Source organism: Kordia aestuariivivens (genome assembly GCF_014397005.1).
GTDB lineage: Bacteria > Bacteroidota > Bacteroidia > Flavobacteriales > Flavobacteriaceae > Kordia > Kordia aestuariivivens.
The window spans coordinates 104,786-129,066 of record NZ_JACGWS010000001.1 but is presented as its reverse complement, the minus strand read 5'-3'; the positions used below and the strand labels follow the sequence as shown (position 1 = coordinate 129,066).

The following is a 24,281-nucleotide window of genomic DNA, read 5'->3' as shown; positions in this document are numbered from 1 at the left end:
ATATGAAAAATTTATATGAGCCAATGATTAAATGATATGAGCAAAATATATTGATGACAAATACCTACTTTTGTATTATAACCAAATAAATAAGACAACATTATGAAAAATATTAAAATACTATTAGTTATAAGCTTTTTAGCTATTACGTCATCATTAAGCGCGCAACAAATATCAAAAAATGCCATCGGACTTCGTTTTGGTGATAATGACGGATTGGGTGCTGAGATTTCGTACCAAAGACATTTAAACCAAAACAATCGATTGGAATTCGATTTAGGATTTAGAAGCAGAGACAATGTAGATGCTTTTAAATTAGTCGGATTGTACCAATGGGTACGTCCACTAGACGGAAATTTTAATTGGTATTTAGGTGCTGGTGCAGGAGTTGGATCGTATGATACTCCAGCAGGAAACGGATCATTTGCATTGGTTGCAGGAAATGTTGGTATTGAGTACAATTTTGACATTCCATTATTAATCTCACTTGATGTGCGTCCAGAACTTGGATTTGATGATAATTATAGTGATGATTTGGATTTTGATATTGCACTTGGAATTAGATATCAATTCTAATTTATATATTTTACAATTATAGTGGCAAAACCGATATCTTATTTAGATATCGGTTTGCTGTTTTTTAGTTATTCTACTTTAGTGAAAATCACTTCACCAAACAATTACAGTTTTACGCTCGCGCTGCGTATATTTTTGCTATTGATAATGAACTTCGCAATAAAAATAGAGATCCTATTTTTTCGTTAGATACACAAGCAAAAATCTATTTAAGAACGTGGAATTAAATTCAAAATTTAAGTCGTTCTCTTTTACTATCAGAGATTAAAAAAACGCTTCAACTTACTATACTGTTTTTATGAATCCCGATTATAATTATTCGCTTTACGGAAAGATTTTTTCTACATTTAAAGAACGTTTAATCAAAATTTATAATTATGAAAAAAAAGAGTTTCAAAAGTCTTAAAAATCTAAATCTTAACAAACAAGCCATTTCAAATTTTAGCGGAACGCATATTATTGGTGGATCTGGTTCTTGTGGTGTTTGTCCAGAAACAGATAGTTGCTATACAACAACTGATTACACAATTCCATATAGTGACTTGTGTGCTACGAATGGTTGCCAAATTACGACTTGGTGTGTTAGTCGTGGTATCAATTAATGTTATAAAAAAAAAGCGAACTGTTTTGGTTCGCTTTTAGTTTCTATTGTGCTGCCTAGTTTTTATTAGTTTTTAAAAATAGAATAGAATCATATTTCGACACCCTAAATTAATCACATAAAAAAAGCCACCAAATTTGGTGGCTTTTATATTATTATTTAAAAGATTGATTATTGCTTAATAATCTTAATCGTATCTGTTACACCTTCAACAGTTACTTGTACAAAGTACGTTCCTGATGTTAATGCAGATGTATCGACATCTTTTGATAAACTATTAGGAGAAGTTGTTAATACTTGTGCTCCTAAAATATTGTAAAACGTTACGTTTTCGATTCTTTTTCCTGCTACCAATGTCAATTTGTTATCAACTGGGTTTGGATAGAATGTGAAAGCACGTCCATTTTCAAAAGAAATCGTAGATAGTGGGTTACAGCTTACCATAGCTTCCCATCCATCTCTTACAACTGATCCATCAGAAGTAAATACGAATGTTAAACATCCTGAAGGATCCGTAGATTCGATCATCATTCCTTGTAAGTCACCTGTACCTGCAGCTGGAACGTCATTTCTATCCCAACACCAAATTGTTCCACCTCCTGGAGGATCAATTGTTGCTGATAATGCATCTGGACCATCATGTATTGTTAATCCATCATAACAAGCAGCTGCACCATTGTTTTCTGTATTAAATGCAGTAAACTCAACTTCTATTGTTTCAGTAGCTGGGTTATCTGGACAAATTGTATAGGTAATATTTTCTCCACTTGAATAATCTCCACTCTGTCCTCCTGAATCTAAGAATGTTCCATTCGTACAATCTGGCGGTAATGCTACATACGGTGTAGCAAATGTAAATGGTCCTGCCCATGCAGATACACCATCTACTCCACAATCTGCTTGCACATAGAACTCATACGTGTTGTCTCCAACTAAACCAGTTGCTCCATAAGGGTTTGCAACGCCAGAAGCAGTTGCTGTTCCTGTTACAACTCCACCAGCAGTAATATCTACTAACTCGATATTCCAAGAAGTAGCTGTTCCGTTTTCTGTCCAACCTAAATCAGCAGTTGTCTCCGTAATCGTTGTAGCTGTCAATGCACCAGGTGCTGGACATGTTTCCAACGTACTGAATGCAAAAGGTCCAACCCAACCAGAAAGTCCTCCTGGTCCACAATCTGCCTGTACATAGAATGCATAGTCATTATTTTGCGCTAATCCAGTAGCATTGTATGGATTTGCAACGCCAGAAGCAGTTGCTGTTCCTGTTGCAACTCCACCAGCTGTTACATCAACTAGTTCTATATTCCATAGTGTAGCTGTACCATTTTCTGTCCAACCTAAATCAGCACTAGCATCTGTAATATTTGTTGCTGTTAGCATTGATGGGGCTAAACATGTCGGTAATTCGTCAAAAGTAACATCATCAATAGCGATATCATCATAGAACTCTCCAGAATCTGCAATTGAGAATCTCGCTTGCGCTGGCCCTGTAAATGTTAATCCACTAAGATCAATCACTTTTTGTTCCCATCCTGCTGCGGTATTTGTATTGTATGTTCCTACTACATTCCATGCAGCTCCATCCCAAACACTTACTGTTAAGGTTGCATTTGAAAATCCTTCGTTATCACTAATTTCGTAGAAAGATAAAGAAGGTGTTGTTAATCCAGATACATCTACAAATGGTGAGTCTAATTGTGCATTGGTAGCATCTGGCGTAGAATCATCTACTACGGCATAATAGCCTCCAGAAGCCGTACTTCCTGATAGTGTTCCTCCGTTACCAACATGGTTTGGCCCAGCTGTATTAAACAACCAGTTTTCATCTCCTCCAAGTGTCCAACAAACTGGAACTGCTCCTCCGTTTTCGAAGTCTTCTGTATATGGTGCTGTAAATGTATTACATGCTGTTATAAAGTTAAATGGTCCAGCCCATGTAGATGTTCCATTAGCGGCACAATCTGCTCTTACATAAAATTCATAAATATTTGCATCTGTTAAGCCTGTAGCATTGTATGGATTTGCAACGCCAGTAGCAGTTGCTGTTCCTGTTGCAACTCCACCAGCAGTAATGTCTACGATTTCAACATCCCAAAGTGTTTCTGAACCGCCAGCAGTCCATCCAAGATCTGCAGAAGTGCTTAAAACATTTGTAGCATTTAATGCTGAAGGAGCTGGACACGCAACTGTTGTTGAGAATGCAAAAGGTCCAACCCATGCAGAAACTCCACCTGGTCCACAATCAGCTTGTACATAAAATTCATAATTAGTTGAAGGATCTAATCCTGATTGATTAAAAGGATTTGCAACACCACTTGATGTAGCAGTTCCTGTTACAGTTCCTCCTCCAGTAATGTCAACTAATTCTATATTCCATAGTGTAGCAGTTCCGTTTTCTGTCCAACCTAAGTCTGCAGAGAAACCATCAATACTTGTTGCTCCTAATGCAGAAGGATCAAAACAAGAAGGTGCTTCGTCAAAAGTAACATCATCGATAGCGATATCATCATAGAATGATCCTGAATCTGCCACTGAGAATCTTGCTTGTGCAGGTCCTGTGAATGTTAATCCACTTAAGTCTATTATTTTCTGCTCCCATCCAGCAGTATTTGTATTATATGTTCCTACTACATTCCATGCAGCTCCATCCCAAACACTAACAGTTAATGTTGCATTTGGCTGTCCTTCATTATTACTAATTTCATAGAAAGATAAAGCAGGTGTTGTTAATCCAGATACATCTACAAATGGTGAGTCTAATTGTGCATTCGCTGCATCTGGTGTAGAATCATCTACTACTGCATAATAGCCTCCTGAAGCCGTGCTTCCAGAAAGTGTTCCACCGTTACCAACATGGTTTGGTCCAGCTGTATTAAACAACCAGTTTTCATCACCACCAAGAGTCCAACACGCTGGAACTGTTCCTCCGTTTTCGAAATCTTGTGTATATGGTGCAGTAAATGTAGTACACGATGTTACAAAGGCAAATGGTCCAACCCAAGTAGAAGTTCCATTAGGATTACAATCGGCTCTTACATAAAATTCATAAGCATTGCTATCTACTAAACCAGTAGCATTGTATGGATTTGCAACTCCAGTAGCAGTTGCTGTTCCTGTAGCAACTCCTCCACCAGTAATGTCTACGATTTCAACATCCCATAGTGTTTCTGAACCGCCAGCAGTCCAACCTAAGTCAGCTGAAGTGGTCATTATATTTGTTGCGGTTAGTGCAGAAGGATCTGGACATGCAACTGTTGTTGAGAATGCAAAAGGTCCAACCCAAGCAGAAGTACCATCTACTCCACAATCAGCTTGTACATAAAATTCATAATTAGTTGAAGGATCTAATCCTGTTTGACTAAAAGGATTTGCAACACCAGTTGATGTAGCCGTTCCTGTTACAGTTCCTCCACCAGTAATGTCTACTATTTCAATATTCCATAGTGTAGCAGTTCCTGCTTCTGTCCATGCTAAATCAGCAGAGAAACCATCAATGTTTGATGCTCCTAATGCAGAAGGATCTGGACATGAAGGTGGTGTTGCAGAAGTAATTGTTGGAGCGTCAAAACAAAATCCCCATTCGTAAGCAGCTCCACCAGCTCCACCATCATCTAAAAATGAAATACGATATCTGAATCCAGATTGTTGTGTTGCTGTAAAAGATGCAATATTTAATACGATACTCGTGAAAGAATCTCTAATTCCGCCACAAAAATTATCTGTTGGCTGATCTCCAGAAGGTCCAAATTGTTCCCATGACACCCAAGCTCCAGCATCGGCATCCCAATATTCTAGCGTTAACGTATCGGCCAAATCATTGTATGTATAATCTGCAGATACAGTTAACCAAGTTTCTCCAGCTGTATGAGCGGCTGTTAAATCGATTACTGGTGATTCTGCAGCAATATCATCATCACTTCCATTTCCTGCATCATCATCATCAAATGCAAAATTTGCAGTTAGGGTAGGATCAGCTTCAAAAGCCAATGGATCTGTGTTGTACATTCCTGTAACTACCCAATTTGTATTAGGCCAGGACGCGTTCTGATTTAATGTTTGCGAGACACCTATATAGGAGCCCAACAAGAACATAATCATAAATAGTTTAAGTGTAGTTTTTTTCATAAAAAGTCAGTTAGTTGTTAGTGAATAAATTAGGAGAAAGTAAATCCTATTTTTTTATATATGAATAATTGGTTTTTTATCATGCACTGTCTAATATATACAAGAGTTTTTATTATTTGTATAATTCCTATTTACTTAATTAAAAATTAAATTATCTATAAAACTAGAAGATTCTTGATTAAAATCAAAGTTATATATAGATATTTTCTGATTAACAAGCTTTTAACCTATTTAAATAAGCAGATAATAACTCATTTTTTTTATTATTCTTTAAAGAATCGTACTAAAATACATACTTTACTTCGAAAAAAGAAATATCCGTTTCCTTACTTAACGAAACTAAAAAAAGCCCTAAAAAGGGCTGTATATGATGTACTATTGTAGTTAAAAACTACTTCGTTTCTGTGTTGTTCTTATTCAACATCTTTTTGTAACGTCCATTTCCAACATACGTATAAATTAACTCTGATAAATAGAAACGATTGTGTCTCCACGAATCACCTAAACGAACGATGATGAGGTTTTCTGTTGGATTTACATATACATGCTGCCCAAGGATTCCAAGCGCGTTGTAATCGTCTCCTTGAAAGTAAGACACATATTTACCGCTTTTTAGTTTTTTTGAGCCTAAATACTGCTTTCCGTTCGCTTCAGCATACGTTTTTCCTTCAGCTTCCGTTTCAAATACTTCATAGTGTGAACTTGTCCACCATTTGTTTTTGTACCCTGAATGACTTCTGATTTTTTTCCCGCTGTTTGTTTTTTCTACCCAAGCTTCTGGCACTATTTTAACACCATTGTATTTTCCGCCGTTTAAGTACAAGCGTCCAAATTTTGCAAAGTCTTCCGCAGTTGCGTTTAAACAACAGAACGCTTTTACCATTTTATTGCTTTCGCTATCAACTGTCCAAGTTGCGTCAGATTTCATTCCAAGTGGTTTCCATATTTTTTCAGATAGGTATTCTTCTAACGGCAGTTGAGTGACACGTTCTAATATAACGCCCAATACTTGCGTGTCAATACTTCTGTAATTAAAACGTCCTGGCGCTTCTGCAATGGTCATTCCGTTGGTCACTTTGGAGCGAATGTTGGTTCCGTAGTATAAACGTGCCATTCCTGTGAATGGATTGATTCGTGGATATTCATCAAATTTAATTCCGCTTTGCATGTTTAACAAGTGTTGTATTGTGATTTTCTCAAAATCCTTGTCTTGCTTTAATAATTCTGGTAAGTAGGTTGTAATCGGCTCATTTTCGTCTAATAAACCTTCTTCCTGCGCAATTCCGACCAACGCGGACACAAAGGACTTTGCTACCGAGAAAGACGTTAGGAGCGAGTTTTCATTGTATTCATTATAATATTTTTCATAGATAATGGTGTCGTTTCTAATCACCATAAATGCATTGGTGTTTGTTCCTTGTAAAGTTTCATCTAAGAATGAAGCTAATTCCGCGTCATTTTTTGCTGCAAACATAAAGTCATCGCTTCCTTTTTCAACCGTAACATTTGGTTGCCATTCGTTATCAGTAATGTCTGCTTGTCCATGTGCAACCGTTCGGTAAATCATGGTGCAACTTTCACAATAGAAAGCAGTAATTATTATAATTGTTAAGGCGAATACTTTGAATAGTGTCTTTTTCATAGTGAACTTTTTAATTGTTATTGACAGTTCAATATTCCGACATTCTCTAAGTGTTTACAACTATTTGTGGCGAATGAATCGGTTTGAGTGGTGAAAATATTTCGCTTTGGCGAATGTATTATTCTGCGGGATTAGTGAATTTCTCTACTAATGCTTTTTTATAGGTTTTAGATACAGGAATTTCTGTAACGGCTGGCTTTAAGATTAAGATGGTTTGCGAAGATTCTCGTTTCCATTCTAAAAAGTGACTCGGATTTATGAGAAATGAACGATGTGTTTTTAGCAAGAATGGAAATTCTTTTTGCAAGACCGATATTTTAGTTCGAAAGAGTTCGTTTTTCAGTGTACCTTCTAACAAATAATGAACTTTCACATAGTTATTTGCAGATTCAATGAACACTAGTTCAGATTCTTTTAAATGCAATACTTCTGCTTTGTTTTCACCTTTTATGACAATCGTTTGTTTTTTTTGCGTTCCCGCGATCGTTTCCGGAATTGTTTTATCGCCAAATATCCATCGCAAGAAAATCATCATGGGCAACATGAGTAAAACCGTTGGAAATACACGTTGCGAAAAGAAAAAACCAAATTCATACGTGTTTGGTTCATTCGGCAATAAGATAAATTTAAAGAATAGAAAGCTTGTAATTCCTGAGATGAGCAGCAACGAAACCAATAAGAGAATTTCTTTGAGTATACTCCATGAGCGACCACTATTGTATAGAATTCGTTGTACCGGAATGATGATGACGTATGTTAAAACTGCCACAATACTGTATCCTAATGCTGCAAAACTGCGTTCACTTGGACGCAATTGATACATATCAAAAGGTTCTACAAAGAAGAGAAAGAGAAATACCCAAAGTCCAATAAAAAATCCAATCAATAACTGTTTAGGAATTGATTGGATGTAAAAATTTTTTATGTGCATTATCGATAGTTTATGATACTGCTTTTAATTTTTTGATGACTAGTTTCGATATTTTTTTCTCAGCGTACGTCTTCGTGATTTTTAATTCTTTTTCGTCAGATCCTGGCAAATCAAACATTGCATCTGTTAGAATTGTTTCACATAATGAACGCAATCCACGCGCACCCAATTTGTATTCTATTGCTTTTTCAACAATGAATTCTAATGCACCTTCTGTAATATCAAATTCAATGTTATCCATTTCGAATAACTTTTTGTATTGCTTGATGATGGCATTTTTAGGTTCTGTTAAGATTGCTCTTAGTGTATTCGCGTCAAGCGGATCCATATACGTCAACACAGGCAAACGACCTATGATTTCTGGAATTAATCCGAAATCTTTTAAATCTTTTGGGATGATGTATTGTAAGATATTGTCTTTATCAAATATTTCTTCACCTTTCGATGCGCTGTACCCAACTGCTTGCATGTTGAGTCGTTTTGTGATAACTCTATTGATTCCATCAAAAGCACCACCTGCAATGAACAAGATGTTTTCTGTATTCACTTCGATGAATTTTTGATCAGGATGTTTACGTCCACCTTTTGGCGGAACGTTTACAACCGTACCTTCTAAGAGTTTCAATAATGCTTGCTGTACACCTTCTCCTGAAACGTCACGCGTAATGGATGGATTGTCACTTTTACGTGCAATTTTATCTATTTCATCAATAAATACAATACCGCGTTCTGCTTTTTCTAAGTTGTAATCAGCTGCTTGTAGTAAACGTGTTAGGATACTTTCTACATCTTCTCCAACATATCCTGCTTCGGTTAATACGGTTGCATCTACAATAGCCAACGGAACGTTTAACATTTTAGCAATTGTTTTTGCCATTAATGTTTTTCCTGTTCCCGTTTGTCCAACCATGATGATGTTACTTTTTTGTATTTCGATATCATCATTTGTTGGCGGTTGTAATAATCGTTTGTAGTGATTGTATACAGCAACCGACATTACTTTTTTCGTAGCTCCTTGTCCAATAATAAATTCGTCCAAGAACGCTTTAATTTGTTTTGGTTTGCGAAGTACCAATTCAGACGATAATTCATCATTATTTGACTGTTTTGATTCTTCTAGTACAATACCGTGGGCTTGCTCGATGCATCTATCACAGATGTGTGCATCTAAACCTGCAATCAATAGATTGGTTTCTGGTTTTTTTCTCCCACAGAATGAACATTCTAATTCTTCTTTCGCCATTATTCCTTTTTATTGACCCGTAAGGATTATTCTCTTACAAGTATTTCATCAATCATTCCGTATTCTTTCGCTTTGTCAGCTTTCATCCAATAATCTCTATCAGAGTCGTTGTATACTTTGTCGTATTCTTGTCCAGAATGCTTGGAAATGATTTTGTATAATTCTTCTTTTAATATTAAGATTTCTCTCGCTGTGATTTCAATGTCACTCGCTTGTCCTTGTGCGCCACCAAGTGGTTGGTGAATCATCACTCTTGAGTGTGTTAACCCAGAGCGTTTTCCGGCTTGACCGGCACACAGTAATACAGCACCCATAGAAGCTGCCATACCTGTACAGATAGTTGCTACGTCAGGTTTGATAAACTGCATTGTGTCATAGATTCCTAAACCTGCATATACGCCACCACCTGGGGAGTTGATGTAGATTTGAATGTCTTTTTTAGAATCTACACTTTCCATGAATAGTAATTGCGCTTGTACAATGTTTGCTACTTGATCATCGATCCCAGTTCCTAAGAATATAATTCTGTCCATCATTAATCGCGAAAACACGTCCATTTGTGCTACATTCATTTGACGCTCTTCTATGATGTATGGAGTCATTCCTATTGGATTGGTAATGGAAGGTGACATGCGACTTACAATTTTATCATAGTACATGTTACTGATACCGTGATGTTTAGTCGCGTATTTGTGAAATTCTTTTTTATGATCCATTTTGTATGTTTCTGTTTTTTGATTAAAAAAGGCGTTAAAAATTATTATTTTAACGCCTTAAATATAAGTATTTTATTTTTTAATGACTGTCTCCGTAGACTTCTTTAACGAAGTTTTCGTAAGTCACTTCTTTCTTTTTAAGGTTTGCCTTTTCTTTGAAAAGTTCTAATAGTTTTTGACTTAACAACTGATCTGTTAATCTGCGTACTTCTTCTTCGTTTCCTAAAATTCGTGCAGCAATGTCTTCCAACTCTTGATCTGAAGGATTCATTTGGCCAAATTGTGCCATTTGTACTTTGATCATTTGCTTTGCAAATTCTTTTAAGTCTTCAAATTGCACTTGTACTTCGTTTTCTTTTATTAATCTGTCTTGGATTAATTGGTAACGCAATCCTTTTTCAGATTTTGTGTATTCTTCTTCTGCTTGTTCAACGGTTAATTCTTGTTCTCCAGCTGATTGAATCCACTTTTTTAAGAAGTTTGCTGGCAAATCGAATTCTGTGTTTTCGATAAGTTCTTCTGTAACATCGTTTAGTAAACGTTGATCAGATTGTTGTACAAATTGTCTTTCTGCATCTTCTTTGATCTTCGCTTTTACTTCTTCAAGCGTGCTTACGTTTCCTTCTCCGAAAAGTTTGTCGAACAATTCTTGGTTTAATTCAGCCAATTCTCTTGTGTTCGCTTCGTTGATTTTGAAAGATACTTCAATATCTAAATCGTGAACATCATCATGAGCAACTTTTAGGAAGTTCATTAAATCATGATCATCATTGAATAAACCTTTTGTTTTTAACGTGATCGTATCTCCAACTTTAGCACCAACAAATTTACCAAGGTTTGCTTTTCCTTTGATTTTGTCTAAACCAAATGTAACGTTGTTTTCAATTTCTTTTTCTTCGTTTGTGAAAATCCCTGTTACTTCAGATTCTGCAGTTACTTCATCCTGACTGATAAGTTTTCCGTATTGTTTTCTGATGTTTTCTACTTGTCCATCAATCATTTTGTCATCTGCAACAATAGTGTACTGAGTGATTTCGTTCTTTTTTAGGTTTACCTCAAAAGTAGGCGCTAATCCTAATTCAAATTCAAAAGAGAAAGTTTCAGCATCCCAATCAAATTCTTCTTGCATTCTCGGTAATGGATTTCCAAGAATATCAAGTTTTTCTTCTACTAAATACTTATTTAAGTTTTCTTGTAAAATTTTGTTTACCTCATCTACAAGTACTGCTTTTCCATATTGTTTTTTCACTAATCCCATCGGCACATGTCCTTTTCTAAATCCTGGAATGTTAGCGGTTTTCTTGTAGTCTTCTAAAATTTTATCCACTTTGTCGTTATAGTCTTCCTTTTCAATGTTTACTGTAACAACTGCGTTTAAAGCGTCTATATTTTCTTTTGTTATATTCATCTTCGTTTGTATAATATGAAAATTGGTGTGCAAAAGTACGTTATTTTTAAAAACCAATCAAGTTATTTAACCAATTGTGTATCAGTTTATTTTTACTGCAATTACAGAAATTTTGAGGTGAATTATTTGTGAAACCACTTTTTATGGAAAATTACCTGTTTTGAAAAAAAACCTGAGATCCTGCTTTTCAGCAGGGTTAGTTCAACTTATAATTTTAAGTTCATCTTGCTGACTTCTCTAAATTGAGTTTTACTAATAAAAAAAAGGCACCGATTTCTCAGTGCCTTTTGAATGAATATTTTATTCTAGTTAGTTAGAAGGAACCACGGTAACTCCTGGATAATATCCTGCAGTTACTGCTGGTACATCTGAACCATATTTTTCGTTGACAACTCTAATGAATTCGTCTGCTACAATTGCATAACCTCTTGAGTTTGGATGAACTCCATCTAAAGAGAATACTACGGTAGATATAGAGTTTGAACTACCATCAAAGTAATTGTTTGTATATACTTGTCCGTCAGTTGTGCGCAAACCAGAAACTAATTCTTCTAGTTTCGTTGCCATGTCTGCAACTGCTAAGTCATTTGCTGCTGCAATTGATACGATAGCATTGTTGTATGCTGTTCTTGCCGTTCTTACCATTTGTACTTCTGTTGAAGTCAATACCCAGTTATCAGCTAAAGGTATTCCAACTCCGTTTACACTTGTAGGATCATTAGGATCTGCTTGTGTTCCAATAAATCCAGAAGAAGGTAATATGAGTAAGTCATCTATTGTTGTCATTCTGTAACTTGGAATTCCAAATCCAGTAAGGTTTGTTAAGTCTTCATCTACAATTACAACTGGATTTTGACCTGCTGCAAATGTAATGGTACGTTGTGCTGCTTCCGCAGCTGTAATTAATCCGTTCCCCGCTGCAAATTGTAAGCCTCCATTATAGGTAGCATACGCATTGTTTACAAAAGCTGCTGTTCCTGCATCTAATGGTACTGGATTGTAAGGTACTGTTGTAAAGTAAGGAATTGATGTTACATCTGGTAATGTAGCTACCACACCTTTAGCTCCGTTAGCTGTTAATGCATCAACCAAAGCTTGGTATGTAAATGCAAATACTCCTGGATCTGTAATATCAGCTCCACCATATGATAATACATTTGGATTTCCTGTTTGATCAACTCCAACACCACCTGAAGTAGCGAATCCTAAGATATCATTGTTTCCAATCCATAAAGTAAAGAATGTAGGATTTAATGATACTGCATCTCCTATTACGGTTGCATCAGGAGTTGTTGCATGTCTTATAAAGTAAGGATTTGCATTTGGCAACCCTGCTATGTTTCCATATCCTGGAAATCCTAAGTGAAATATTTTCGCTCCTGGAACTCCCATGTTATTGTATGCTGTTGCTTGTAAGTTTGACAACTCTACTGTTGAAGCAACATTTAAGTTTTCTGGACGTCCTTGACTTGCGTCTAATACTAAACGTGTTCCAAATCCTGGTAATGGGTTTCCACCTAATAAAAATCCACCAGCATCATTTACATCATCATCAAACGATGGTTGTGTAAATGCACCTCCACCAGCATACGCAAATTGTTGCGCCATGATGTTTGGAAATGAATTTTGTTGACCACTTTTAAAAACGGTTCCGTCCATGTAACCAGCCGTAAGCGAGTTTCCAACAGCAACAAACGTTGAAAAGTCTGCTGATCCGTTTGAATAGGTTCCACTTTCTTCAATTGGATTATCAAATTCTGGCTCACAAGCGAATAATCCTAACGCTAGTACTGCTATATATTTTATATTATTTTTCATCTTTTTTCTGCTCTTTAATATTATAATTTGTACGATACTCCTATTCCTGCTACAATAGCATTCGATTTATATGCTCCTCCGAAAGACAAACGTTGTCCTGCTTCTGTGAAGTAATCGTAAGAGTTATCTATTTCATTAGAATGTACATATAATACAGATGCATCAATTGCCCATCTACTGTTTAACTCGTATGTGAAACCAGCTGTAAAGTTTACTGAATCTGGTCTTGGCGTTTCGGGAGCAAAGAATCCATCTCTAATTGGCGATTCGTCAAAGTAGAATCCAGCTCTTACCGTTACTTTTTGAGTAGCTTCGTATTGCGCTCCAATTTTATAAATAGATGAGTTTTTGTAAGCTCTAGGGTTTCTAGATAATCCTGCTGAGTTGAAGAATTGTACATCTAATGCTTCATAAGCATCCCAGAATGTTCTTGTGTAATCGATAGCAACTAACCATTTGTCCGCTGGTGTAAAAGCGATACCAAATGTTAATTCTGCTGGCAATGGTAAAGACGCTGTAAAGTCTCCATCAGCAAAACCAGGTGCTAATGCTGCTGGCAAGTTTTCAAAATCTGCTGTTCCATCTCCTCTTTCTACATCCATATCAATTCTTGAACGATAGTTAACTCCGATATTGATATCTTCTGTTGGACGAAACATTGCTCCTACTGAGTATCCCCAAGCATTAATTCCTGAAGCATCTATGGTTACATTTGAACGTGCACCATTTTCATCTGTTAAACTTCTAGATAAGTTTCTGTTAAAGTTCACTGCTCCTGATACATATATTGGTCCACCACCAACACTTAATTTATCACTAATTTTAATAGAGATTGTAGGTTGTACAAAGATTGCAGATAATTCAATATTATTTACTAAATGAGAACCTTCCCAATCTGTTGGCCATTCTACTCTACTTCCGTAAGGTGTATATACTGCGATACCGGCAGATAACCAATCGTTAATTTTATAAGCTCCATATGCATAAAATGGTGTTCCTACTGGATTGTCAGCTTCTGCTGTGTATCCGAACTCTCTATTTTGATATGATGTGTTTGAAAGTACTGCTGCAGCTCCAAGAGAAACATTCAATTTTCCATCTAAGAATACTAAGCCAGCTGGGTTAAAAAATGCCGATTCAGCACTTGTTACAACCGCAACTCCTGTATGTCCCATTGCCAATTGCTTATGACCTTGTACTCCGACTCTATATCCTCCAGCATACACTACCGAAGCCGAAAATGCGATGGTCAGTACCAATAAAAGTTTTTTCATAATTGTAAAATTGTTGATTTAAGGTTAAATTTTTGTAAAATCAGTGGTTCAAAAATAGTATAAATTATTATAAACACAAGATTTACGCGAAAATATTATGCACTCATAGTAAATTTAGAATGATTTTTAAGAATTCAAGAATAAAAGTGCTTTTCCGAAAAACTCCGTAGGATTTTCCGCATGCAGCCAATGTCCCGAATTTGAGACTTCTTGAATGATCGCTTTTGGGAAGTATTGATGAATTAATGTTTCGTCTCCAACTTGAATGTATTCAGACTTGCTTCCTTTTAAGAAAAGTGTTTCTTTTTCATAGGTTGTAACTCCCGAAAGTGCTTCGCCTATTTCTTCTACAGTATCAATTAAAACATTTAAGTTAATTCGCAAACCGAGGGTTTTGTCTTTTTTCCAGAATAAATTTTTAAGTAAGAATTGACGCGTTCCAGGTTCAGGTACAAATTTTTTCATAATATCGTCCGCATCTGTTCTACTTGCAAGCATTTCTTCTTGAATTGCCGATAAACCTGCTAATATTTGTTCGTGATGCGTTGGATAAAATTTTGGACCAATGTCTACAATGATTAGTTTTTCAAGCATTTCTGGATAGTTTACCGCAAATAACATCGCAGTTTTTCCGCCCATAGAATGTCCAATAAGTGAAACCGTATCTAAACTGTGATGCTCACAATAGCGTTTCAAATCGTCCACAAGGACTTCATAGTTAAATTCATCCGAATGAAAACTGCGTCCGTGATTTCGTTGGTCTATTAAATGTACATGAAAACCTTCTCTCGCAAATTTCTTTCCGAGCGTTTTCCAATTATCAGACATTCCTAAGAAACCATGTAATATTAATAATGGTTTCCCTTCAGTCCCTATAATGTTTGAATGTAATATCATTACTTCAATTTTTTAAGATACATATTTACGACATTGTCTACACCTAAATATAAGGACTCCGCAATTAATGCATGTCCAATAGAGACTTCTAGCAATCCTGGAATTTCTTTTGCGAAGAATTCTATATTTTCCAAACTTAAATCGTGACCGGCATTTACGCCGATTCCCAATTCGTTTGCCCGTACTGCGCAATCTATGTATGGTTGAATTGCTTTTTTGTTTCCTATACTATATTGGTGTGCAAATTCTTCGGTGTATAATTCTATACGATCTGTTCCAACTGCTTTTGCACCATCAATCATGGCGATTACTGGATCAACAAAGATAGACGTACGGATACCGTTGTTTTTAAATTCGGTAATCACTTCCGTTAAAAAGTCTTTGTGTTTTATGGTATTCCAACCTGCATTTGACGTAATTGCGTCCACAGAATCAGGCACCAATGTTACTTGTGTTGGTTTTACTTCCAGCACCAAATCCATAAATTTTTGGATAGGATTTCCTTCTATATTATATTCGGTATGTACTACTGGTTTTAAATCACGCGCATCTTGGTAGCGAATGTGTCGCTCGTCTGGTCGTGGATGAATTGTGATGCCTTGCGCACCATAATTTTGTACATCTGTGGCAAATTTTACTAAATTAGGAACATCGCCACCTCTAGAGTTTCTTAACGTAGCAATTTTATTTATGTTCACACTGAGTTTTGTCGTCATTGCGTTTTATTTATTAACTGAGTGCAAAAATACAAAGTTAGCATGCTTAGAAGTAGTTATTTTTAATTAATTTGCGCCCATAAATTTTTTATTACATGAATATTGCACCTTACATTTTAAATGATGTGAAACCTTTATCTATTGATAATAAGGTAAAAGAAGCGCAATTGGTATTTAATCAATTGACGTTTTCTCACATTCCTATTACCCAAAATGGTGTGTATTTAGGTTGCCTTTCGGAAACGGATTCACATTGTTTTGATGCAGATAAGACCATTAACGAATATAAATATGCGCTAGAACAATTTTTTGTGCGTGCACAAACCAACTGGATTGATGTGTTGGAAGCGTTTGCGCAGAATTCATCGAATGTAATGCCTATTCTTAATGAGAAGAATGATTACATAGGGTATTATGAATTGAATGACATCATTAATGTTTTTAATGACACGCCATTTTTACACGAACTCGGAAGCGTTTTGGTAGTTGAAAAAGGTATGAAAGATTATTCATTTAGTGAAATCAGTCAAATAGTAGAATCAAACAACGCACGGTTATTAGGCGCATTTATTTCTAAAATAGAAAATGATGTGGTACAAGTTACCTTAAAACTGAATAATGCCGGTTTGAATGAAATTGTACAATCGTTTAGACGCTACAGTTATAATATTGTATCTGAATTTGAAGAAGATGCATATATCCAAAACTTAAAGGAACGTTCGGAATACTTAACTAAATACTTGAATATCTAAGTTATGAAAGTTGGTATTTACGGTCAATTTTATCATAAAGATTCTGGTGAGTACATAACGTACTTGCTAGAAAACCTACATCAGTTTGGTGTGGAAATTTTTGTGGAAAAAAAATTTTACAAAATTTTTTCATCCAAATTAAATATTACAAAAAAGTATGAGACCTTTGATTCGTATGCCGATTTAGACGAAACGTATGATTTGTTTTTTAGTATTGGTGGTGATGGAACTATTTTGAGAACCATCACGCTGGTGCAAGATTTGGACATTCCTATCTTAGGAATCAACACAGGAAGGCTTGGTTTTTTAGCCACTATTCAGAAAGAAGAGATTAAAGATGCCATTTCTAAAATTATTAGTAAAGAATTTATTGTGAAAGAACGAAGTGTGTTAGCCATTGAAACTTCTCCTGTAAATGAAGACATTGCTGCGATGAATTTTGCACTCAACGAAGTTACGGTTGCCCGAAAAGACACAACTTCCATGATTACTGTAAAAACATATTTGGATGACGAATACTTAAATTCATATTGGGCAGATGGATTAATTGTAGCAACACCCACAGGTTCCACTGGGTATTCATTAAGTTGTGGCGGGCCTGTAATTACGCCAAACAACAATAGTTTTGTATTAACACCCATAGCACCACATAATTTAAACGCACGTCCTTTAGTAATTCCAGATCATACAACAATACAATTGGAAGTTTCTGGTCGTGAAGACAAACACCTTATTTCATTAGATTCCCGAATCGCTACAGTGGCTATTAACAGCATTATTACCATTAAAAAAGCTCCTTTTACAGTAAAATTAGTAGAACTCGAAGGACAAAGTTTCCTGAAAACGCTTCGAAAAAAGCTTCTTTGGGGAGAAGATAAACGAAATTAAAAGCAATAAAACCCTGCAAATTATGTTTAAATGCCATAGGTTAATTTTACAATTGCCTATAACAAAAGAGAATACTATATTTGCAAACTTTTAACACCTATGAGAAGACTAGTCATACTATTGGTTGCTTTTACTTTAGCCCAAACAACAAATGCGCAACTCCATGAAATTGGAGCGTACATTGGGTACAGTAATTTTATTGGTGATGTGGGATCAACAACCTATATTAACCCAAACCATTTGGCATACGGAGCTATATATAAATGGAATAGAAGTGCTAGACATTCGTTTAGAGCCTCTATTACACGAACGCTTTTGGAAGGAAAAGACATAAATTCGGATGATCCATCACGACAATTGAGAGGATTACAATTTACAAATACGATTACGGAACTGTCAGTAGGAATAGAATTTACCTTTTGGGATTTCAATTTACACAACACAGATGCGCAATCAACACCATATTTATATACAGGAATTTCATATTTCAATTATGACACCTTATTTTTGGAAGATGGAAACATAATTCCGTATGGAAGTGATGCTACATTTGCCATTCCGATGGTACTTGGATATAAGGCTACAATTTCAGATTCAATGATTTTAGGTTTTGAGCTTGGCGCTCGCTACACCTTTACAGATGATTTGGATGGAAGTAACCCAGTAAATGATAAAGAAGATTTCGACAGTTTAAAGTTCGGAAATATAAATAGTAATGATTGGTATATGTTTATGGGTGTAACCCTAACCTATACTTTTGGAAAAAAACCCTGCTATTGTTACTAATGTAGCAAGCACGAATACGAATGAGTTTAGAGGAAAAAATACATAAAGACTTTTTGCCGCAACATTTAGCCATTATTATGGACGGAAATGGTCGCTGGGCAAAACAAAAAGGAAGACTTCGTGTATTTGGACATGAAAGTGGCACCAAAGCAGTACGACAAACCGTAGAAGCCTGTGCCGAACTCGGCATTAAGCATCTTACCTTATATGCATTTTCTACAGAAAATTGGAATCGCCCAAAACTAGAAGTAGACGCATTGATGCGATTGTTGGTTTCTTCCTTAAAAAAGGAACTAGACTTACTAGTCAAAAACAACATTAAACTACAAGCCATTGGTAAGTTAGATACACTTCCCAAAAAAGCTAAAAAAGAGTTATTTGAAGTCATAGAAAAGACTAAAAATAACACGCACATGACACTAACACTTGCGCTTAGCTATGGATCAAGAGAAGAAATAAAAAATGCTGTTAAAGAAATCTGTAATAAAGTTAAAAATAATATAATTTCTATAGAAACTATTGATGAATCAATTATTAATCAGCATCTTTACACGCAAAATTTACCAGATGTAGATTTACTTATACGCACCAGTGGTGAACATCGTATAAGTAATTTTTTGTTATGGCAAATAGCGTATGCTGAATTATATTTCACCAATGTATTATGGCCCGATTTTAGCAAAGAGCACTTATACGAAGCGTTGATTAATTATCAAAATAGAGAACGAAGATTTGGAAAAACAAGCGAACAAATTAATTAGAATTTTAATGCAAAAAAAGTACCTAAAATCATTATTGCTAGTATTACTACTGTTTTGCAGTATCACCACAAATGCACAAGAAACTACTTTTGATAAAGGAAAGAAATATATCATTGGCGGCATTAAAGTTACTGGTCTAAAAAGTTACAACGAACAAACCGTTGTAACATATACACAATTACGTGAAGGGCAAGAAATCCTAATTCCTGGAGAGGAAATTAGTGCCGTTATCAAAAAACTTTGGGGATTAGAGCTTTTTAGCGATATCAACTTTTATATTGATCGCGTAGAAGATGGCAACAAAATTTTCTTAGAATTAAACATTCAAGAATTACCTACTTTATCAGAAGTAGAAGTTCGTGGTTTAAAAGAAAATAAAGCGGCCACGGTGATGAAAGAAACAGAACTTAAAAAAGGGAAGAAAATTACCGAAAGTTTCTTAGCCAACACAAAAAACTACATCGAAAACAAGTATAAAAAACAAGGATACTATCGTACAAAAGTAGATATCACTACAAAACTAGATACTGTAAAGAACACTACAAACGCTATGAAAGTGGTTGTAAATGTTGATCGCGGTAAAAAAGTAAAAGTTAAGAATATTAATTTTAGCGGAAACGAGCAGTTCAGTGATAAGAAACTTCGTGGCGCTATGAAAAATACGAAAGAAAAATTTCTACTTCGTATCTTCAAATCTTCAAAATTTATCCCAGAAGACTACAAAGAAGATTTAACTTCCATCATTGAAAAGTATAAAGAAAATGGATATCGTGATGCTCGTATCATTAAAGATTCTATTAGCTGGAATGATGATAATACCCTTAATGTTGATATCACTTTAGAAGAAGGAACAAAATACTATTTCGGAGATATTACATTCTTAGGAAACTCTGTATATACGGATAGAGATTTAAACAGATTGTTAGGAATCCAAAAAGGAGATACATATAATGGTATCTTATTAGAAAAGCGTATCGCTGATGAAACGGATCCTGATGCAGATGATTTAACAAACTTATATCAAAACAACGGATATTTATTCTCTAACATAAACCCAGTTGAGGTATCTGCAAAAAATGATACCATCAATTTTGAGATTCGTATCATTGAAGGAAAGCCTGCTTATTTCAACAACATCTCTGTAGTTGGAAACGAAAAAACAAACGATCATGTAATCTACCGTGAAATAAGAACAAAACCGGGAGAATTATACAGTAAAGATAAAATCATCCGTACCATTCGTGAATTAGGACAATTAGGATTCTTTGATGCGGAACAAATAAAGCCGGAAATTAAAAATCCTGATCCAAATAGTGGAACAGTTGATGTTGAATACAGCTTAGCAGAACGCGGAGGAAGTCAAATCGAACTACAAGGTGGTTACGGTGGTGGTGGATTCATCGGAACGCTTGGTTTATCATTCAACAACTTCTCTATCCGTAACTTATTTAATGGTGATGCATACAAACCACTTCCTACTGGAGATGGACAAAAATTAGCATTGCGTGCGCAAGCAAGTAGATTCTTCCAAACGTTTAGTTTCTCGTTTACAGAACCATGGTTAGGTGGAAAAAAACCAGTACAATTTACAACGTCATTATCACACACTGTACAATTCTTATTCAACCCACAAACAAACAGTGCAGATAAAGACAGACGTTTCTTAATTACAGGATTATCGGTTGGATTGGCAAAGCGTTTAGCAGAACCAGATGATTTTTTCGTATTATCACAAGCATTAAGCTTTCAACACTATAACTTACAGAACTACAACACTGGATTATTTACGTTTGGTGATGGATACTCAAATAACTTCTCATATACAGTTGCGTTAAGTAGAAATTCATCGGGTCCAAATCCAATTTATCCAATGTCTGGTTCAGAATTCTCTATAACTGCAAAACTTTCATTACCATACTCATGGTTTAACAATGTTGATTATGCTGGTTTAGAAAATGAAGAAAGATTCCAATTAAGAGATGCCAATGGTAATTTCTTAAACGCAAATGGAAATCTACCTGGCGAACCTGCAAACTTAGGTCCAACATTAGAAGAAGGAGAAGTTTCTATCGTTGACAGAGGAAGAGTAGATCAAGAAAAGTTTAAGTGGTTAGAATTTTATAAAGTTAAATTCAAAGGTGCTTGGTACCAAAAAATAGCTGATAAATTAGTTTTAAAAACGGAAGCTAATTTTGGTTTCTTAGGCGCGTATAACAGTGATAGAGGTGTCATTCCATTCGAAAGATTCTTCGTTGGTGGAGACGGCTTAGGTAACTTCAGTTTAGATGGTAGAGAAGCAATTGCATTGCGTGGATATCCAAATCAATCACTTTCTGATATAGACGGAGGTACTATTTACAATAAATTTTCGTTAGAGTTACGTTATCCGATTACTTTGAAACAAACAGCGTCAATATATGTACTATCATTTATGGAAGCTGGTGGATCATTCAACTCGTTTAAAGAATACAGTCCGTTTGAGCTAAATCGCTCAGTTGGAGCAGGATTACGTATATTTATGCCTGCGTTCGGATTATTAGGTATTGATTTTGGATATGGATTTGATCCAATTCCGGGAACAACACAACGAAATGGATGGGAAACACACTTCATCATCGGACAGCAATTTTAAGCCATTTTTAATTTTGGCACGATATTTTCTATTAACAAACCGACAGACATGAAAACTAAAGTTCTTTTTTTATTAACGATGCTTCTAACACTATCTACCGTAAACGCACAACGCGTAAATGGTGCACGAGTAGGCTATATTGATATGGAATACATTTTAGAAAATGTAACAGCATACCAAGAAGCAAACACTCAATTAGAAGCGAAAGCACAACGCTGGAAAAGCGAAATTCAGAAGAAGCAGAACACCATAGATCAAATGAAAAAAAATCTAAGTGCGGAGCGTGTTTTACTTACGAAAGAATTAGTTGACGAGCGTGAAGAAGAAATAGAAATCTTGGAACAAGAATTGCAAACATACCAACTAGATCGTTTTGGTCCTTATGGAAGTTTGATGGTGCAACGTCAGAATATGGTAAAACCTATTCAAGACCAAGTATTAACTGCCGTTCAAGATATCGCAAAAAAGAAACGTTACGATTTTGTTTTTGACAAATCCGCAGATGTAGTAATGCTTTACTCTGCAAAGAAATTTGATATTAGTGACCTTGTGTTGCGTACCATCAATAGAGAAGTGAAACGCGAAGGAAGAGCTGCTAAGATAAAGGAAGCAAGCGAAAAGTCTAAATTTGATGACACTGAAAAAGAGCCAAATCCTGAAGTTGAAGCTAGAAAAAAAGCGAGAGAAGAAGCGATAGCAGAAAAAGAGGAAGCTGCAGCGACCAAAAAAGAAGCACGTCAAAAATTATTAGACGAGCGCAAAATAAAACGTGAAGAAGAACGCGAAGCTAAAAAGAAAGCCTACGAAGAAAAACGTAAAAAACTGATCGAAGCCCGCGAAGCAAAAAAGAAAGCTGCTGAAGATAAACGCAAGAAACGAGAAGAAGACAAGAAGAAAAAAGAAGCAGCCCGTAAAAAGAAACAAGAAGAAAACGAAGGCACTGGTGGAGGTGCTGGAAACGGGAATTAACAACAAATAATAAATAACACTTAAAGTAAATAATTGAAAATCATGAAACAGATGAAAAAGCTAATTGCTATTGCAGTACTATTTTTTGGAGTAGTAAGTTTTACAAACGCACAAACGAAAGTTGCTCACATTAACACGCAAGAATTAATTAGTGCAATGCCACAGATGAAAACGGCAAAAGCTGAATTTGATAAATTACAGCAGTCGTTAGGAGCTGATATCCAAGCTTCCGTTACTGAATACAGAAACAAATTAACACAGTATACAAATGAAGCACCAACTAAAACTGCTGCTGAAAATGATGCAAGAAAAAAGGAATTAGCTGAATTAGAAGCTAGAATCCAAGAAGCACAAGCTGCTGCACAAAAAACAGCAGAGCAAAAGTATATTGACCTTACAAAGCCTATCCAAGAAAAAGCATTAGCTGCTATTCAAAAAGTAGCAAGAGCACAAGGATTTGCATATGTACTTGACGAAACTCCAGGTTCAGGTTTATTATTAGCCGACGGAACAAACTTAATGGACTTAGTGAAAAAAGAATTAGGTATAGTAAAATAATTACACACTAAAATACCACATAAAAAACCGCCTCTTGGCGGTTTTTTTGTTTTACTAGCATACTAAACATCAGCAAGACTTTTCTGAAAAACTAAAAAAAGTGATCTTCCAAAGAACAATCTTTTGTTTTTTAGTATTTTTACAGGCATGAGCAATTCTCCTATTGGTATATTTGATTCAGGCGTTGGTGGCACTTCGATTTGGCGAGAAATTCACAAACTATTGCCGCACGAAAACACGATCTATTTAGCAGATAGTAAAAACGCGCCTTACGGACCAAAAGGAAAAGAAAGAATCACCGAACTTAGTATAAAAAACACGGAGTTACTACTTCAAAAAGGATGCAAACTCATTGTGGTTGCTTGCAATACGGCCACTACAAATTCCATTCAACATCTACGAGAAACTTATAACGTTCCATTTATCGGAATTGAGCCTGCTATAAAACCTGCTGCTTTACAGACGAAATCAAAGACGATCGGCATTTTAGCAACAAAAGGGACACTATCTAGCGAATTGTTTCATAAAACGACGGATTTGTACGCTAATGGTGTAAAAATCATTGAGCAAATTGGCGAAGGATTAGTTCAATTAATTGAAGACGGACACATTGAATCTCCAGAAATGGAAAATTTATTACATACATATCTGCAACCCATGTTAGATGCCAATATTGATTATTTGGTTTTGGGTTGTAGTCACTATCCGTATTTAATTCCAAAATTGAAAACACTCCTTCCAAAACACGTAACCATTATTGATTCAGGAATTGCGGTTGCTAACCAAACCAAAGCCATTTTAGAGCATTATCATTTATTAAACTCAGCATCTAAATTAGGAACTTGCACATTTTACAGCAATAGAAACCCAGTCGTTTTACGTAAAATATTACAGCACGAATTTTCGGTGGAAGCGTTGGATTTTTAGCTAAATTTATAGATCTTTAAATTTAGGTTTAGTTATAGTAGAAATAACAGGAGTTCTT

20 protein-coding genes are annotated in these 24,281 nt (G+C 35.6%); 10 read left to right on the top strand and 10 right to left on the bottom strand.

What is annotated here, in order from left to right; genetic code table 11:
* Positions 1–102 precede the first annotated feature (102 nt).
* Together H2O64_RS00515 and H2O64_RS00510 are read left to right on the top strand one after the other, a co-directional pair.
* Complete coding sequence (locus H2O64_RS00515) at positions 103–576, top strand: hypothetical protein (RefSeq protein ID WP_187560178.1); 474 nt, start codon at positions 103–105, stop codon at positions 574–576.
* Positions 577–953: 377 nt separating this feature from the next.
* The gene (locus tag H2O64_RS00510) at positions 954–1,178 is read left to right on the top strand and encodes a hypothetical protein (protein WP_187560177.1); all 225 of its coding nucleotides are present in this window, start codon (positions 954–956) and stop codon (positions 1,176–1,178) included.
* Between the two features lie 170 nt (positions 1,179–1,348).
* On the opposite strand, the gene H2O64_RS00505 is transcribed toward H2O64_RS00510, so the two are convergent.
* The 10 genes from H2O64_RS00505 to H2O64_RS00460 all read right to left on the bottom strand — a co-directional run bounded on the left by H2O64_RS00505 (position 1,349) and on the right by H2O64_RS00460 (position 15,950).
* Positions 1,349–5,305 (bottom strand): T9SS type A sorting domain-containing protein, encoded by a 3,957-nt coding sequence (locus H2O64_RS00505; protein WP_187560176.1) that lies wholly within the window; start codon positions 5,303–5,305, stop codon positions 1,349–1,351.
* A gap of 391 nt (positions 5,306–5,696) precedes the next feature.
* Positions 5,697–6,947 (bottom strand): serine hydrolase domain-containing protein, encoded by a 1,251-nt coding sequence (locus H2O64_RS00500; protein WP_187560175.1) that lies wholly within the window; start codon positions 6,945–6,947, stop codon positions 5,697–5,699.
* A gap of 118 nt (positions 6,948–7,065) precedes the next feature.
* A complete protein-coding gene (locus H2O64_RS00495; RefSeq protein ID WP_187560174.1) occupies positions 7,066–7,878 on the bottom strand; it encodes a LytTR family DNA-binding domain-containing protein in 813 nt (270 codons plus the stop codon).
* A 10-nt stretch (positions 7,879–7,888) separates the two neighbouring features.
* On the bottom strand, positions 7,889–9,121 hold the full coding sequence (gene clpX / locus H2O64_RS00490; protein WP_187560173.1) for an ATP-dependent Clp protease ATP-binding subunit ClpX: 1,233 nt from the start codon (positions 9,119–9,121) through the stop codon (positions 7,889–7,891).
* Between the two features lie 26 nt (positions 9,122–9,147).
* The gene (clpP, locus tag H2O64_RS00485; RefSeq protein ID WP_187560172.1) at positions 9,148–9,837 is read right to left on the bottom strand and encodes an ATP-dependent Clp endopeptidase proteolytic subunit ClpP; all 690 of its coding nucleotides are present in this window, start codon (positions 9,835–9,837) and stop codon (positions 9,148–9,150) included.
* Positions 9,838–9,916: 79 nt separating this feature from the next.
* Positions 9,917–11,245 (bottom strand): trigger factor, encoded by a 1,329-nt coding sequence (tig, locus tag H2O64_RS00480; protein WP_187560171.1) that lies wholly within the window; start codon positions 11,243–11,245, stop codon positions 9,917–9,919.
* Positions 11,246–11,554: 309 nt separating this feature from the next.
* Positions 11,555–13,063 carry an SGNH/GDSL hydrolase family protein gene (locus H2O64_RS00475; RefSeq protein WP_187560170.1) on the bottom strand — a complete coding sequence of 503 codons (1,509 nt, stop codon included), beginning with the start codon at positions 13,061–13,063 and terminating at the stop codon, positions 11,555–11,557.
* 20 nt (positions 13,064–13,083) lie between these two features.
* Entirely contained in the window at positions 13,084–14,337 is a 1,254-nt protein-coding gene (locus H2O64_RS00470; protein WP_187560169.1) for an OmpP1/FadL family transporter, read from the bottom strand.
* Positions 14,338–14,463: 126 nt separating this feature from the next.
* On the bottom strand, positions 14,464–15,234 hold the full coding sequence (locus H2O64_RS00465; RefSeq protein ID WP_187560168.1) for an alpha/beta fold hydrolase: 771 nt from the start codon (positions 15,232–15,234) through the stop codon (positions 14,464–14,466).
* Entirely contained in the window at positions 15,234–15,950 is a 717-nt protein-coding gene (locus H2O64_RS00460; protein ID WP_187560167.1) for a pyridoxine 5'-phosphate synthase, read from the bottom strand. Before H2O64_RS00460 ends, H2O64_RS00465 begins: the two co-directional genes overlap by 1 nt.
* A gap of 95 nt (positions 15,951–16,045) precedes the next feature.
* Here H2O64_RS00460 and H2O64_RS00455 point away from each other — a divergent pair, with 95 nt between their 5' ends.
* The 8 genes from H2O64_RS00455 (at position 16,046) to murI (ending at position 24,223) form a co-directional block, all read left to right on the top strand.
* Positions 16,046–16,702 (top strand): CBS domain-containing protein, encoded by a 657-nt coding sequence (locus H2O64_RS00455; protein WP_187560166.1) that lies wholly within the window; start codon positions 16,046–16,048, stop codon positions 16,700–16,702.
* A gap of 3 nt (positions 16,703–16,705) precedes the next feature.
* On the top strand, positions 16,706–17,590 hold the full coding sequence (locus tag H2O64_RS00450) for an NAD kinase (protein WP_187560165.1): 885 nt from the start codon (positions 16,706–16,708) through the stop codon (positions 17,588–17,590).
* Between the two features lie 99 nt (positions 17,591–17,689).
* Positions 17,690–18,376 (top strand): type IX secretion system protein PorG, encoded by a 687-nt coding sequence (gene porG, locus H2O64_RS00445; protein ID WP_187560164.1) that lies wholly within the window; start codon positions 17,690–17,692, stop codon positions 18,374–18,376.
* Positions 18,377–18,396: 20 nt separating this feature from the next.
* Positions 18,397–19,137 carry an isoprenyl transferase gene (locus H2O64_RS00440; protein WP_187560163.1) on the top strand — a complete coding sequence of 247 codons (741 nt, stop codon included), beginning with the start codon at positions 18,397–18,399 and terminating at the stop codon, positions 19,135–19,137.
* Positions 19,138–19,144: 7 nt separating this feature from the next.
* The gene (bamA, locus tag H2O64_RS00435) at positions 19,145–21,769 is read left to right on the top strand and encodes an outer membrane protein assembly factor BamA (RefSeq protein WP_235982712.1); all 2,625 of its coding nucleotides are present in this window, start codon (positions 19,145–19,147) and stop codon (positions 21,767–21,769) included.
* A 48-nt stretch (positions 21,770–21,817) separates the two neighbouring features.
* Positions 21,818–22,738 (top strand): OmpH family outer membrane protein, encoded by a 921-nt coding sequence (locus H2O64_RS00430; RefSeq protein ID WP_187560161.1) that lies wholly within the window; start codon positions 21,818–21,820, stop codon positions 22,736–22,738.
* A gap of 51 nt (positions 22,739–22,789) precedes the next feature.
* Positions 22,790–23,296, top strand: a complete 507-nt coding sequence (locus H2O64_RS00425) for an OmpH family outer membrane protein (RefSeq protein ID WP_317173810.1) — start codon at positions 22,790–22,792, stop codon at positions 23,294–23,296.
* A gap of 147 nt (positions 23,297–23,443) precedes the next feature.
* Positions 23,444–24,223, top strand: a complete 780-nt coding sequence (murI, locus tag H2O64_RS00420) for a glutamate racemase (RefSeq protein ID WP_187560695.1) — start codon at positions 23,444–23,446, stop codon at positions 24,221–24,223.
* Positions 24,224–24,281: the final 58 nt, after the last annotated feature.